This window comes from Bacteroides sp. OM05-12, assembly GCF_003438995.1.
GTDB lineage: Bacteria > Bacteroidota > Bacteroidia > Bacteroidales > Bacteroidaceae > Bacteroides.
In genome coordinates, this window is sequence record NZ_QSUN01000001.1 from 320,673 (window position 1) to 335,604 (window position 14,932).

At 32.3% G+C, this 14,932-nt stretch carries 12 protein-coding genes; 2 read left to right on the forward strand and 10 right to left on the reverse strand.

Annotation, left to right across the window (positions count from 1 at the left end; translation table 11 throughout):
- Nucleotides 1-22 precede the first annotated feature (22 nt).
- Both DXB63_RS01200 and DXB63_RS01205 read right to left on the reverse strand, forming a co-directional pair.
- Nucleotides 23-2,041, reverse strand: coding sequence for a helix-hairpin-helix domain-containing protein (locus tag DXB63_RS01200; RefSeq protein WP_233522717.1), 2,019 nt, complete (start codon nt 2,039-2,041; stop codon nt 23-25).
- 64 nt (nt 2,042-2,105) lie between these two features.
- Nucleotides 2,106-2,921, reverse strand: a complete 816-nt coding sequence (locus DXB63_RS01205) for a hypothetical protein (RefSeq protein WP_122348119.1) — start codon at nt 2,919-2,921, stop codon at nt 2,106-2,108.
- A gap of 116 nt (nt 2,922-3,037) precedes the next feature.
- Here DXB63_RS01205 and DXB63_RS01210 point away from each other — a divergent pair, with 116 nt between their 5' ends.
- The gene (locus tag DXB63_RS01210; protein WP_122124539.1) at nt 3,038-3,640 is read left to right on the forward strand and encodes a DUF4294 domain-containing protein; all 603 of its coding nucleotides are present in this window, start codon (nt 3,038-3,040) and stop codon (nt 3,638-3,640) included.
- Nucleotides 3,641-3,660: 20 nt separating this feature from the next.
- Here DXB63_RS01210 and DXB63_RS01215 read toward each other — a convergent pair whose 3' ends face one another.
- Entirely contained in the window at nt 3,661-4,197 is a 537-nt protein-coding gene (locus DXB63_RS01215) for an RNA methyltransferase (protein ID WP_122124540.1), read from the reverse strand.
- A 456-nt stretch (nt 4,198-4,653) separates the two neighbouring features.
- Between DXB63_RS01215 and nadA the strand changes: the two genes are divergently transcribed.
- Nucleotides 4,654-5,646, forward strand: coding sequence for a quinolinate synthase NadA (nadA, locus tag DXB63_RS01220; RefSeq protein ID WP_122124541.1), 993 nt, complete (start codon nt 4,654-4,656; stop codon nt 5,644-5,646).
- Nucleotides 5,647-5,698: 52 nt separating this feature from the next.
- Here nadA and DXB63_RS01225 read toward each other — a convergent pair whose 3' ends face one another.
- The 7 genes from DXB63_RS01225 to DXB63_RS01255 all read right to left on the reverse strand — a co-directional run bounded on the left by DXB63_RS01225 (nt 5,699) and on the right by DXB63_RS01255 (nt 14,893).
- Entirely contained in the window at nt 5,699-7,990 is a 2,292-nt protein-coding gene (locus DXB63_RS01225) for a two-component regulator propeller domain-containing protein (RefSeq protein ID WP_122124542.1), read from the reverse strand.
- A gap of 9 nt (nt 7,991-7,999) precedes the next feature.
- Complete coding sequence (locus DXB63_RS01230) at nt 8,000-8,575, reverse strand: non-canonical purine NTP diphosphatase (RefSeq protein WP_122124543.1); 576 nt, start codon at nt 8,573-8,575, stop codon at nt 8,000-8,002.
- Nucleotides 8,576-8,707: 132 nt separating this feature from the next.
- Nucleotides 8,708-9,628, reverse strand: coding sequence for a YitT family protein (locus DXB63_RS01235; protein ID WP_122124690.1), 921 nt, complete (start codon nt 9,626-9,628; stop codon nt 8,708-8,710).
- A 15-nt stretch (nt 9,629-9,643) separates the two neighbouring features.
- On the reverse strand, nt 9,644-12,478 hold the full coding sequence (gene leuS / locus DXB63_RS01240) for a leucine--tRNA ligase (RefSeq protein WP_122124544.1): 2,835 nt from the start codon (nt 12,476-12,478) through the stop codon (nt 9,644-9,646).
- Nucleotides 12,479-13,333: 855 nt separating this feature from the next.
- Nucleotides 13,334-13,561, reverse strand: coding sequence for an XRE family transcriptional regulator (locus DXB63_RS01245; RefSeq protein ID WP_122124545.1), 228 nt, complete (start codon nt 13,559-13,561; stop codon nt 13,334-13,336).
- A gap of 151 nt (nt 13,562-13,712) precedes the next feature.
- Nucleotides 13,713-14,162: a lipocalin family protein gene (locus DXB63_RS01250; RefSeq protein WP_122124546.1), complete on the reverse strand. Its 450-nt coding sequence runs from the start codon at nt 14,160-14,162 to the stop codon at nt 13,713-13,715.
- 20 nt (nt 14,163-14,182) lie between these two features.
- The gene (locus DXB63_RS01255; protein WP_122124547.1) at nt 14,183-14,893 is read right to left on the reverse strand and encodes a hypothetical protein; all 711 of its coding nucleotides are present in this window, start codon (nt 14,891-14,893) and stop codon (nt 14,183-14,185) included.
- Nucleotides 14,894-14,932: the final 39 nt, after the last annotated feature.

Consider the following 14,932-nt stretch of genomic DNA (forward strand, 5'->3'; position numbering starts at 1 on the left):
TCTGAAATGACCGACAAATAACTCAGAACTTATATCTTATTTGCATATTCATATCCGATTTCTTATTTCCCGCAATCATTTCCAATCCTGTGCCTATCTCATCTCTATCCATATATTTACTTTGGGAGATTTTAACAAGAGCTGTTAAATACTTGTTGAAATCATACCGAACATGCAAAGAAGTACGAATACCTTTTCCATAAAATGAAGGCAATGACAATGAGTATAACATACCTTTTTCATAGGTAGTTAGCCGTGATTCATAATTATCCGTATCGAAGAATCCATAATTAACAGATAGTTGTAAAGGTAGTTGTTGAAAACTATAAGAAAACATTTGTGAAAGCATAAATCCATGACTGGAAGAAACGTTTTCAGGATGAATAATCACAAAATCAACTGTAGTCCGTAATGAAAAAAACTTCTGTAAAGTATATCCTAATTGATAACGAAGTTTATGCTTCACATAAGGACAAGTTATCTTTTTCTCTCCTATATAATTTTGATCTTTTACTTTATATTGATAACGCAAAAACATAGTCATATTACGTTTCGGGGTATATGTAGCTTGTACTAAACCGTCAAAACCTGAAGAAGGTTTATCAACACCATAACGTAACCATGGAAAATGAAAAAAATCTGCATAAGCAGATAATTTCCAATATTTTATAGGATTAGCTTCTACACCCATATAAAAACCATTTTCATTACGTATATCACTTCCTTCCGAAATAGAACGGGCAAACCAAGCTGCATATCCTTTATCATAATAACGTTGTAACATTACCAGTTGATAACCTGAAAAAGGAGTAAAACGAAGTATATTAAGTATAGCCACTCTCCCACTCTGGCAAATAGCTGCTTCACCCACAAAAGACAATTTATTCCAGCGATATTTATAATCTATTCCCAATGTATAAAAACATTTACCTCTAGGATAGAATATATTATAGGGCTTAATATCCGGAATGAACAGTCGGTTAAAAAAGTTATAAACACCTGTTAAACCTAGGTGAAAAGTATTATTTTTATATGTAATATTCCCTCCTAATACCTGCATAACCGTATTTTCTTTTCTTTCAAAATCATGTATAAGTCGATGAATTCCATCTTTTTTCAACGAAGTTATTAACTTATTTTCCACAGTAGCATCCAATTTTCTATGAGAATAAAAAGCAGTTAAAACAAAACATTTTAATTGATAAGAAGCTGCTATTCCGCGAAAATAATTATATTCATCTGTTGATGAATGTTTGTGTATCCCATTATTCTTATAACTAATTGTTGCAATGGAAGAAGATTTTCCCATACTATAATCTGTATTCATCACTAATCCAAGACCAAAACTTAATCTATAATTACCTAATACTAAAGCTTTTAAATAATTCATATTTTTCAATAGAAAATAGAAAGAATAATAATCATATCCTTTCTTATTCTGTTTTCTAAAAAAAGGTTCTCCAGCATCTTTTTCTGCAGTAAAACCAAAATATAATTGTTCTTTGTAATGAAATCCATAACGTAAAGAATGATAAAGTGGAGAACCTAAATAATGTTTATTCGGATTCTCTTGTAAAACACTATCGGAAATTGATTTATAACCTGATTTTTTATTCAAAGGAATATCTGAGCGAGTTATTAATTCATGCTTTCCATATTTCAACATTTTCTTAAACGAAGGAGTTGAAATATTCTCTTTATACTCTCCCAGATATACAAATGGAAGAAGATATTGAATTGTCTGTCTATCCATTCCTTCTATCATTTGCAATTCATAGATTGTTTGCATCGGACCGGAAATATAAAGATAGAAAAGGATATTTTCAATTTGAATATCAGAAAGAAAAGGAAATTGTTCTAATTGTTCTTTTGTAACAGCATTAATATTAAACGGTTGATTATTTAGTTCTGATAGTTCCTCAATATAATTCTCAACACTTTTCTCTTCTTCCGCCTCATCAGACGATATTTGCTCGATAATTTCTTCCCAATCCGTTGTAGAATTATTCTGTGAAAAGAGTTTATTAACAGATAAACTCATTGAAAAACAAATTATTAACAAAGAAATAAACAATCGGTTAATATTATTCTGTATATCCATTGATTCAGAAGTTAAATAGCAAGCCACAACATGAATAAAAACCTAATACAGGATGCCTATTAAATGCTAAATCTATTACAAAAGGAGAAATATTGATACCCAATCCAAATGAAGGAGTAAATGGTTTAGCATACATTCCTGCACGAATACTCAATTGTTTAATAGGAATATATTCCATCCCTAATTTTACTATTGCAGGATATAAAAAATCTTTCTCCAACTCTCCTGTTACTAAAAAATATTTTGCTATTTCATAGGAAACTCCAACTGATAAAATTACCGATATATCAGATTTATTCTCTCCTACTTTAATACCTGTTCTTAAAGGATTTACAGCTAATACTGATAATATAAGATGTTTTATTGGTTTTATATAAACACCTATATCTCCTGTTACTAATGACTTATTCGTTTCTTTATCAGAGTAATGCAAATTTAAATAGTTAATGCGAATACCTAAACCTAAGTAAGAAGACAGTTTTTTATACACATTGACACTAACCATTGTTTCGTGATATGCATTGAATCCGAAACGAGACATATATAATCCTGTATTTAAATACTTATTAGGCAAATTAATTAGACCTGCATACGTTGATAATTCCTTAACCCCATAACGATTAACATATTGCAAAGATGCACTACGAACAGTAGTAAAAGAACAGCTTGCCGGATTAGCAAATCCAGGCAATACAGATAGAGTATTTCCCATAGAATAAGCCTTAGCATCTATATATTGATAGACATCCAAGGCTTTACAAATACTTAAGAAGTATGGAAAAACAGTAAAGTAGAGGATGCTTATTAAAAAGCATTTCATCTAATATTTTTTATATTCGGCGAAGTTAGTTAAAATAGGCTTATAAGACAAAGTTATCAACAAATAATTGTTAGTAACCTAATTAAAATAAAATAGAATGATGTATTTTTGCCCATATGAAAGGAACTGTAAAAATAGTAATCATACTCTGTTTCATAGTCTTATGCGCATTTAAAACAAAGGCTCAACAGCAAATGTCAATCAGTGGCAAGTTAGTTCCTGTATGTGTTTATAATGGAGATACTATTCCTTGTGTTACTTTACGTAATACATATATATTTCCTGAATTAAAATTTAAAAATAAAAAAGAACAACTAGAATATTATCGTTTAGTACGTAATGTAAAAAAAACACTTCCTATTGCACGAATTATTAACCGTACTATTCTTGAAACTTATGAGTACATGGAAACACTTCCAAATAAAAAAGCTAAAGAAAAACATTTGAAACGTGTTGAAAAAGGCTTGAAAGAACAATACACTCCAATGATGAAGAAACTAACTTTTGCACAAGGTAAATTACTCATAAAATTAGTGGATAGAGAATGTAATCAATCTTCTTATGAATTAGTTAAGGCTTTTATGGGACCTTTTAAAGCAGGTTTTTATCAAACTTTTGCTGCATTATTCGGAGCTAGTCTTAAAAAACAATATGATGCAGAAGGAAATGATAAATTAACTGAAAGAGTTATCACACTAGTAGAAAATGGACAGTTATGAACTAGCTGTTTAAAACTCTGTCAAATCCTAATACTCAACTTTTTAAAGAAATCCCAAATGACAATTCCTGTCGTTACAGAAACATTTAATGAATGTTTAGTACCATATTGAGGAATTTCTACACAACCATCACAATGATCCACTACTTCTTGTTTCACTCCTTTTACTTCATTTCCCATTATAATAGCATACTTCTTATATGGATCTAAATCTAATTCATCAAGCATTGTACTTCCTTCCACTTGTTCAATAGCCAATACAATATATCCTCGTTTCTTAAGATTATCTACTGCATCCACAGTAGATTCAAAATATTTCCAATCTACAGTAAATTCAGCACCTAAAGCTGTTTTATGAATTTCTGGATGCGGAGGAACAGCTGTAATACCACAAAGATAAATACATTCTATACGAAAAGCATCTGATGTACGAAATACAGAACCTATATTATGTAGACTCCTTATGTCATCTAATACAACAATCAAAGGTAACTTTTCAGCTACTTTAAATTCTTCTATACTTATTCGATTAAGTTCCGTAATTTTAAGTTTTTTCATGCTATTCATTTTATCTATCGCAAAGATACTAACAATTCACAATACCCAGTTAATAACCATTGAAAAGCTGTCAAAAGAATCAGAAAAGAAATTCATAAATTACACTTGCATAAATCATAAAAAGGTTCATAGAAGAACGTAAATAAACAATCCAAATTAATAATAATAAACTTTATTCTTGTGTTTAAACATCTTTTTACCCCGATTTTAAATCAAATATATTAGAAAGTTTCTAACTTTGCATATTATCAACAATATGTTAATAGAAAACTATATAGTATTAATAATCAACTAATAAATTAAGTTCTTAGCTGTTTATAAAATATTAATAACTGAATATTTTCAAATAATAACTTTAAAAGCAAGAAAAACAATATATTATTACCAACATTATTAACCGACTATTATTACTAACATTGTTTTTTTTAAATTTAAAAAAGAAAAAATATAAATATAATGAGTAAAGAAGAATGGTTAAAAAAAGGTTTTATAGATGAACCTATAGATAAATCGATAGATTTGAAAAAAGCTATAAATGAACTCCGCAAAGAAAAAAATGCTGTAATCCTTGCCCACTATTATCAACAAGGAGATTTACAAGATATAGCAGATTATGTTGGTGATAGTTTGGCATTAGCTCAGTGGGCTGCAAAAACTACCGCAGATATTATTGTTTTGTGTGGTGTTCATTTTATGGGAGAGACAGCTAAAGTTATTTGTCCTGATAAAAAAGTCTTAGTACCTGATTTAAATGCCGGATGTTCTTTGGCTGATAGTTGTCCTGCTGATAGATTTGTACAGTTTGTCAAAGAGCATTCCGAATATACGGTTATTTCTTATGTTAATACAACCGCAGCGGTAAAAGCAGTTACTGATATAGTAGTTACTTCAACAAATGCATGTCAAATTGTAGAAAGCTTTCCCAAAGATGAGAAAATAATCTTTGGTCCGGATAGAAATTTAGGTAATTATATTAACTCTATTACCAACAGAAATATGTTGTTATGGGATGGTGCATGCCATGTACATGAACAATTTTCTGTTGAAAAGATTGTAGAATTGAAAAAACAGTATCCTAATGCAGTAATTCTTGCCCATCCTGAATGTAAGAGCGTAGTTTTAAAGTTGGCTGATGTAGTAGGGTCTACAGCTACTTTATTAAAATATGCCGTTAAATCGGATAAAAATGAGTTTATTGTAGCTACAGAATCGGGTATTATTCATGAGATGAGAAAACAATGCCCTCAGAAAACATTTATTCCTGCTCCTCCTAATGATAGTACATGTGCATGCAATGAATGTAATTTTATGCGATTAAACACTTTAGAAAAACTTTATAATTGTTTGAAATATGAGTTTCCAACTATTGAAGTCGATGAAAAAATAGCAAAAGAGGCTGTTAAGCCTATAAAGAAAATGTTAGAAATTTCTCGAAGATTAGGGTTATAAATAAAAAAGCTATCTCATAATAGAAAATTGAGATAGCTTTTTTATTTATGAACTATTTTATCATTGTAATTTTTGTAACGATTCCTTCTTTTCCTTCCGAATTTGTAGCAAGAACAAGATATACTCCGGAAGCAACTCTTTTTCCTGTTCTATTTTTACCATTCCACGTAAACTGCCCTCCTACTGATGTTCCTGAATAGATTAATTTACCACTTATATCGACTATTTTTACATCACTGTCACGTACTAATCCTGTAATTGCAATTATTCCATCGTAATTTGAGCGAACAGGATTAGGATATGCATATACATTATCATCATTAAAGCTTGTTTCAGCTTCTGTCGCATCACTTTTATAAGAGACTAATCCTTTATCAGTTCCAATAAAAACTTCACCATTATAGGGATTTATTGTTATTGATTGTATATTATCGGACAGCAGTGGACTATTTTCTGAGGTAAAATGATGGATTGTTTCTAAGCCATCTGCACTCAAAAGATAAATTCCATTTTTTTGAGTACCTATCCATTTTCTATTAGCGCCATCTATACAAATAACTTTAATATCTTCATGTTCTAATAAATAATCTCCCAAATTACTTCCATCATTTCTAGGAACTATAATTTGTGTACAAGCATTACTTTCAAAAATTTTAGTTGGATTATTTATTATTAATGGACCTGCATTGGTACCTATCCAAATAGCTCCTTCTTTATCTTCAACTAAACAGTAAATATTTGTTGGACTTACTAATTCTGAATTTTGATTAATAAATGTATCATAAAATACGGTTTTATCATCACTTGTGTTTTCTAATGTATTATTAGTGTTAAAACAAAAAACACCTCTTTCTACTCTGGCTGCATTTATCCAAGCCCATCCTCTATTGTCAAAAATAATATTTCCTAAAGTTTCTTTATTTATAAGATTAGGATGATGAAATTCCATCCAACTATTGTCTTTTTTTATCACTTTTATAGAAGCTCTTTGTGCTTTAGAATTAAGTATCCATAAATTTCCATTATTGTCATATTTTAATCCTGCTATACGTGTATAAATATACCTATTGTTGGATGTTGGATCAACAGCTTCTAAAAGACTATTATCTATATTATAAAGTTTTACGAATTTTTTATCTTTAAATTCGTATAAACCTTCTCCTCCGGATGAAGCAAATATATGTTCTTTATCTTTAGGATCTTCTGCAATACAATTAATATCTTTATATAGTAATCCTGTTTTATCAGGTATAGTATTATCTTCAAAGTAACTCCATTCATTATTATTTAATTCCATTATAGTTCCTGGATCGTTATTTCTATCTTTCCATATACCACCTCCCGCAATTAGTAATCTATCTGTATAAGTTAAATAATAATCTAAATTTCTTTTAGGACTATTAGGTATAATTGATTCAATAGTTTTTTCAAATGTATTGTTGTTCTTATTATATTTATAACCATTTAATCCTTTTTCTCCATTACTACCCCAATATATATTGTTACTGTAAGAAATATGATTAGTATTTTCTGTATTGATTGTAGTCTTAGAACTTAATGTATTGTAAATGGTAACTGTATTTACATTTCCTAAAATAAGTTGTTCGTCATATTGGTTTATATACGAATATGAACCGTTTAAAATAGAATTGAATTTTTGACTTGTTTCATCATATTTGAATAAACCTTCACTGTTTTTTGCTAAGATGGAATTATTGTAATATATGATATTATCATATGTGGAATTATTAAACAATTCCCAGTTTTTATTATCTAAAAGGTTATCTGTTATGTTACCTTTAAAAATACCTTCTTTTGTTGCAGCATATATAGTTTTATCAATTAAGATTGATTGATAAACAATTTTACCTAAATTATATGTGTTAGCAATTTCTTTCTTTTTTAAATTGACAATTACAATACCGAAGTTTGTAGATAAATACGCATATTCATTTTTAATAGATATGTTATTAAGGGTTTTATCTTCAATCATTGATTTATTCATAAAATCCGGAATATTAAATACTTCTTCATTATTAATAAATAAATCTATGTTTGAATTTTCGTAGACTATCAATAGAGTTTTATAGTCTTTACTATATACGATATTTGTAATGTCAACATCACTTAAATAATTTGTCTTATCATATGTTTGAATACTTGTATCTTCAGTATCGTAAGAATATAAAGATCCGTCACTTAATACATATATAAGGTTCCCGGCAGGTGCTGTCATTGTGGCGTTATGATATGCCATATATATAGTCCAATCTCCAATAGCCTGTGAATGTATTAGATTATTAAAACATAGGAATGCTAACAATATAAACAGATATTTTTTCATATTTGTAGATTAAATTGTTTTCAAAAAGTCAGATAGTTTGTTGATTGCCAATGCACGATGACTTATTTTATTCTTAATATTATTACCTAATTCGGCAAATGTTTCATTATATCCTTCCGGCATAAAAATAGGATCATATCCAAATCCTGCACTGCCTTGTTTTGAATTAGTTATTTTTCCATTAATAATACCTTCAAACAAATATTCTTTTCCATTTAAAATCAATGCAATTACAGTTCTAAATCGTGCTTTTCTATTTTCTTTTTCTCTTAGATTATCTAAAACTTTAAGCATATTTGCCTCCGGATTCTTATTTTCTCCTGCATATCTGGCTGAGTATACTCCCGGTTCGTTGTTTAGGGCTTCTATTTCGAGTCCTGTATCATCAGCAAAACAGTTTATACCAAAATTATTATAAATGTATTGTGCTTTTAATAAAGCATTTCCTTCTAATGTATCAGCTGTTTCGGGAATATCTGTATCACAATTGATATCTTTCAGACTAAGTAATTCAATGCTATTGCCTAAAATAGCTGATACTTCTTCCAATTTATGTTGATTATTTGTAGCAAAAACAAGTTTCATCTTATTATCTGTTTTAGATATAACGTTGAATGATAGTCATTAATTGTATAATGATATGAAAAAAGAGATAGATATAGTATTACAATTTATTTAATACTATACTTATCTCTTTATTTTTTATTTCTTATGAGATTATTTCACCTTTATCTTATCAAAACCCTCCCCATAAACTCCGATGACGGAACTTTGAGATATGAAAGCATTAGGATCTATATCTTTTACGAGACGGAATATTTCAACAGATTGACGCTTGTGGGTTAATACTACCAAAACTTTTACGTTGTTTTTGCTGTACCATCCTTTTCCGTCCAACACAGTTACTCCCCGATGGGTTTCTTGAGTAATATGGTCGGCTATTTTTTCATATTCCTTAGAGAATATAAGAAATTGTACGGATTGGCGGGCACTATTTACGATATAGTCTAATACAAAACCGATAATGAATAGTGTAACGAATCCAAATATAACTCTTCGCCAGTCATGGAATACGAGGTAACATGAACTGATAATTATGACATCACAGAGCATAATCATACGTCCTAGTGTGACATCTTTGTACTTATTTACAATAGCTGCTATAATATCCGTACCTCCTGTACTTCCATTACAATTAAATACAATTCCTAAACCCAATCCACACATCGCTGCACCTATGATACAAGCCATGAAATCTTGTCCTTCTCCCAATAATAACGGTTTTCCGGATGGACTATAAGCAATTGCATTAACAATGTAGTTGTTTACTATCACTTGAAAGAACCATAACATAAATGTCAGCATGAAGACTGCATAAGTAGTCTTTATACTGAATTTCGGACCCAAAAGAGGAATGGCAAATGTCATCAGAACGGCATTAATGATGAAATAAGACCATTGAATCGGGAATCCGGTAGCATAATAAATAATGGCACCGATACCTGTCGTACCACCTGTAGTGATTTCATAAGGAATCAAAAAGGCAGCCCAAGCAAAGGAATAACTGATCAATCCCAAAGTGATGAAGATATAATCTCTGGCTTCCCTCATCATTTCTGTTTTTGTGGGTCTATGCATCATGGTTTAAATATATTAAAGTACGATATTCACAATTTTCTTTGGTACAATGATAACTTTCTTAGGCGTTTTACCTTCAATCCATTTCTGAGCTGATTCGTTTGCCATAACAGCAGATTGAATTGTTTCATTATCTGCATCTGCCGGAAATTCCATAGTAAAACGAGCTTTACCGTTGAAAGAAATAGTGTAGTTTACCGTATCTTCCTTTAGATAATTTTCATCATAAGAAGGCCATTGGGCATCACATACACTAGTATCATGTCCTAAGACTTCCCATAGTTCTTCACTGATATGAGGAGCAAAAGGAGCAAGTAGGATAACCAGTTCATTAAGTATTTCTTTCTTACTGCATTTTAAAGAGGTAAGTTCGTTTACACAGATCATAAATGCACTTACTGATGTGTTGTAAGAGAAAGTTTCAATGTCTCCCGTTACTTTTTTAATCAGTTTATGCAAGGATTTCAATTCATCTTTCGTTGCAGGTTCATCTTTTACTACATATTCTCCGTTGCGGTTGTAGAAAAGTGCCCAGAATTTACGAATAAAACGATGTACGCCGTCTATTCCGTTTGTATCCCATGGTTTGGATTGTTCTACCGGTCCGAGGAACATTTCGTACATTCTTAACGTATCTGCACCGTATTTTTCCACAATCATATCCGGATTCACAACGTTATACATTGATTTACTCATCTTTTCTACAGCCCATCCGCAGATATATTTACCGTCTTCCAAGATAAATTCGGCATTATTATATTCAGGACGCCAGTTTTTGAATGCTTCCAAATCAAGAATATCATTGCTAACGATGTTGACATCTACATGAATAGGGGTAGTTTCGTATTTATCTTTTAAATTTAGAGACACGAATTTATTCGTATCTTTAATACGATATACAAAGTTACTTCTTCCTTGAATCATTCCTTGATTTATAAGTTTTTGGAACGGTTCGTCTTTGATTGTAACTCCTAAATCGAATAAGAATTTATTCCAAAAACGGGAATAGATAAGATGTCCGGTGGCATGCTCCGTACCGCCAACATAAAGGTCTACGTTTTGCCAATAATTGTTGGCTTTGCGAGATACTAACGCCTCATTGTCACGAGGGTCCATATAGCGCAAATAATAAGCACTTGAGCCGGCGAATCCCGGCATGGTATTTAATTCGAGAGGAAAAACCGTTTTATTGTCTATTTTACTATTTTCCACAACTTTATTGTTTTCTGTATCCCATGCCCATTTTGTGGCGTTACCCAATGGAGGTTCACCGGTTTCTGTCGGCAGGAACTTATCTACTTCGGGTAATTCAAGCGGCAGTTTACTTTCATCGATTGTATAAGGCATACCGTCTTTGTAGTAAACAGGGAATGGTTCTCCCCAGTAACGTTGACGCGAGAAAATAGCATCGCGTAGACGGAAATTGACTTTTACTTTTCCAAGACCTTTTGCCTTAATGTATTCTTTTGTTTTAGCGATTGCCTCTTTTACTGTTAATCCATTCAGATTTAATCCGTCTGCTGTTTCAAATCCCGGACGGGGAGAGTTTGTCATGATTCCCTCTTTCGCATCGAAACTTTCTTCGCTGACATCACAACCTTCTATCAGCGGACGGATTTCAAGACCGAAGTGTTTAGCAAAAGCATAGTCACGACTGTCATGAGCAGGTACAGCCATGATGGCTCCCGTACCATATCCTGCCAGTACATAATCACTTATCCACACAGGAATATCTTCGCCCGTAAGTGGGTTGATGGCATAGCTTCCGGAGAATACACCGCTAACGCTGCGGTCTGCAATACGTTCACGTTCCGTACGTTTCTTGGTACGTTCAAGATATGCATTAACTTCGTTTTTCTGTTCGGGAGTGGTTAGTTGAGCTACCAGTTCGCTTTCAGGAGCCAACACCATAAAAGTAACTCCGAATACAGTATCGGCACGTGTGGTAAAAATAGTGAATTCCATATCGGAATCTTTTACCTTGAATTGCATTTCAGCACCTTCCGAACGTCCTATCCAGTTACGTTGGGTTTCTTTCAGAGAGTCTGTCCATTCTATTTTGCCAAGTCCGTCAAGTAAGCGTTGTGCATAAGCGGATACACGTAAACACCACTGACGCATTACTTTTTGAATGACCGGGTAACCGCCACGTTCGGAAACACCGTCTACCACTTCATCATTAGCAAGTACCGTTCCAAGTTGCGGACACCAGTTTACCATTGTATTTCCTAAGTAAGCGATACGGTAATTCATCAGGATTTCCTGTTGATCTTTATCGGATTTAGCATTCCATTCATCTGCCGTGAAATTCATTTCTTCACCACAGGCTACATTCAATCCCTTTGTGCCGTTCTTTTCGAATACGGAGATAAGTTCAGTGATAGGGCGTGCCTGTTGTTCATCATTACAGTAGTAACTGTTGAACATTTGAATGAAAGCCCACTGCGTCCATTTATAATATTCCGGGTCGCAAGTACGTATTTCACGGCTCCAATCAAATGAAAAGCCGATTTTATCCAACTGTTCACGATAGCGGTTAATATTATTTACGGTAGTAATTGCAGGGTGTTGCCCGGTTTGAATGGCATATTGTTCTGCAGGTAAACCGTAAGCGTCATAACCCATCGGGTTTAACACGTTGAAACCTTGCAAACGTTTGTAGCGGGCGTAAATATCAGAAGCGATATAACCAAGTGGATGTCCCACGTGAAGACCTGCACCGGAAGGGTAGGGGAACATGTTGAGCACATAGAATTTCTTTTTCGATTCATCTTCTTTCACCTGATAGGTATTCTGGTCCACCCATCTCTGATGCCATTTCTTTTCAATCTCCCTGAAATCATATTCCATAGTGATATTCTTTTATCTTATTTCTGTTAGTTTATTCGTAAAGTGATAATTTAGAGCGCAAAGATAGTGAAAGTTCAGGTTATAAGGTTGAACAACTGCAAAAAACTTAATGGGTTGGTGGATTGGTAGGGGAGAATTAACAGATTTGAAAAAGTAAAATAGTACCTTCACGTCTTCACTGTTTGAAGATAAAACGTTGATTTATAGTCGGTAGGAGTGAAGGTACTTTTTATATGGAGAGTTGAGAGTTAAGAATTGAGAGTCAAAAAAGGGAGGGTGAATAATTCTCAATTTAAAAAGAGTGCCTTCACTTTAATTAGTTGACAATCAACCATAAATAAGTAAATAGTGCTAAGGTGAAGGCAGTTCAAAGTAAAAGTTGAAAACAGCTAAATTAGTAGAATAAACGAGCTAAAAACGCCTAAGGGAGTAATGCTTTACGCTCCCGTAGCTGTAAGCTATCGCTCCCTTGAGCGTTAGCCGTCACTCCTTTAGGCGAGAAGCAACGCTTAAGGGAGTGATTGGGAAGGAGAGAGGGATGATTTTTATTGACTGAATCTTTTTGAGCGTAAAGGTTCAGGATAATGAGCTGATAATCAAATATAAAAACAATGACTGAAGGATTGAAGGATAAGTAGGATTTATCCTTATTTATATGGTTTTCTCCTGAAAAATGTCGGATAAGGTTTATTTAAATTGATCTAGATGTTTTTCAAAAACATCAGGTTGATCGTAATCAATCATCGAGTTGATTTTAAAAAACGTCTAGACGATTGTGAACAAACATACGGTCGATTGATAACAAACTCCTATCGTTCATAAACAATCGACCGTATGTTGTACTGTCTCGTTTTACTACACTTCCTGGGACTCTTTTTTCTCGATTATGTCTCTTGCTAGATCCTCAAAAAAATTATGATGCAGTATTATCGAAATTCGAACAAGAGTGCTGGTATCAATACTACTTTTTTGAAAGATACGATAAACATTTGAACGGTCACAACAAAGTTGTCTTGCAAACCAGGATACGCTTCTTTCTTGGCGTTTAAGTTCTTCCTTTATTAATTCACCAATTGGTTTCATAATTATTAATAGGGAGTATTGTATTTATGTCGTGCTTCCATTTGTTCATTCAGTGATGTATTTACGCAAATTAATTTGAGAAAGTGTTTCAAATAACTTTTTATCAGAATTTTGAAACACTTTCTTTTTGTTTAAATGAATTGCTGTTTATTTAATCACTGATCTTTTTTAAAGTTTCTTTGGTGTAAAAATCTCCTTCACTATCTTTTTCATGAAGTTCAAATACAAATGTATTAGTATTAAGTTCTAAAATTTTCCACACTTCTGTCCAGTCTTCACCTTCATAGTAACCTTTGTAATTCATCGTGAGTTTGTTACCGGAAAGACTCCAAGTTCCCTCTTCACCCTCATGGTTGAAAGTTTTATCATCGTTGAATGTAATTACATATCCATTTTTGTAATCTTCGTCCCACTTATCATTATCTTCCGGATATTTGTTGTCTTTTTCGTATCCTTCAGAATGTATGCATTGCCATGTACCGATCAAATCGTTTTTAGAACCAACATTTTCATCGTCATCACTACAAGATGATAGACTAATGGAAAATACTAAGGTAAGTGCTATGAATAAGTAATTAAAATAATTCTTTGTTGTTTTCATACTGATGTTGTTTTATGAGTTTATTTAATAATCGTGTCAAGAAGATTGTTTTTAAAGAAAAGATAAAAAGAACTTGTGTACATCCATTGTATTTCCGTACCATTGTCCTGAATATCTTGAGGTTTTCCGAATGCTAGTTTACATTCTGTTTCATTCATTCCCTTTATGGCTTTTTGTTTGCCTATTTCTTCCCAATGTGTTATGGTTGGTATTTTGTTTGTAAGAATGAAGTCAAAGAGTTTATTGAGCATAAGGGATTCCGATGCAGTGAAATCTTCCATGGCAATCTTATGATTCTCTTTTTTTTGTGGATTGAAACTTTCAAAAGGGATGAGTTTGCTATTCAAAAGTCCGGATGATTCCAGCGTAATATTTGAAATATGATAAACTAGTTTTTCATTGGCAACGCGGAATATAGCCTTACAGTGATAAGTGTTGTTAACTCCTGATCCTGCTATTGAAGCGATTGTTATTGCAGCTTCAAAGCTTTTTTCTTTCACATTTATATTATTCAGGTTTTCACGCATCTTTGGAGAAATATTGTCGATAGCCCATAACAGAGCGTTTGAGAAAATTGTTTCATCGCCCAATCCATTGAATGCGATAAACCCGCTTACGATGTATTTGTTTTCGTCTGCTATGATAGGGTACTTGTCGCCTTGTTCCTGATACATTTGGGCAGAAACTCTGATTGATATGAAAATGAGAATGAAAAACAATAGTTTCTTCATAATTATGGAAAATATTTAAATCAGGCTCCTTTTAACAAG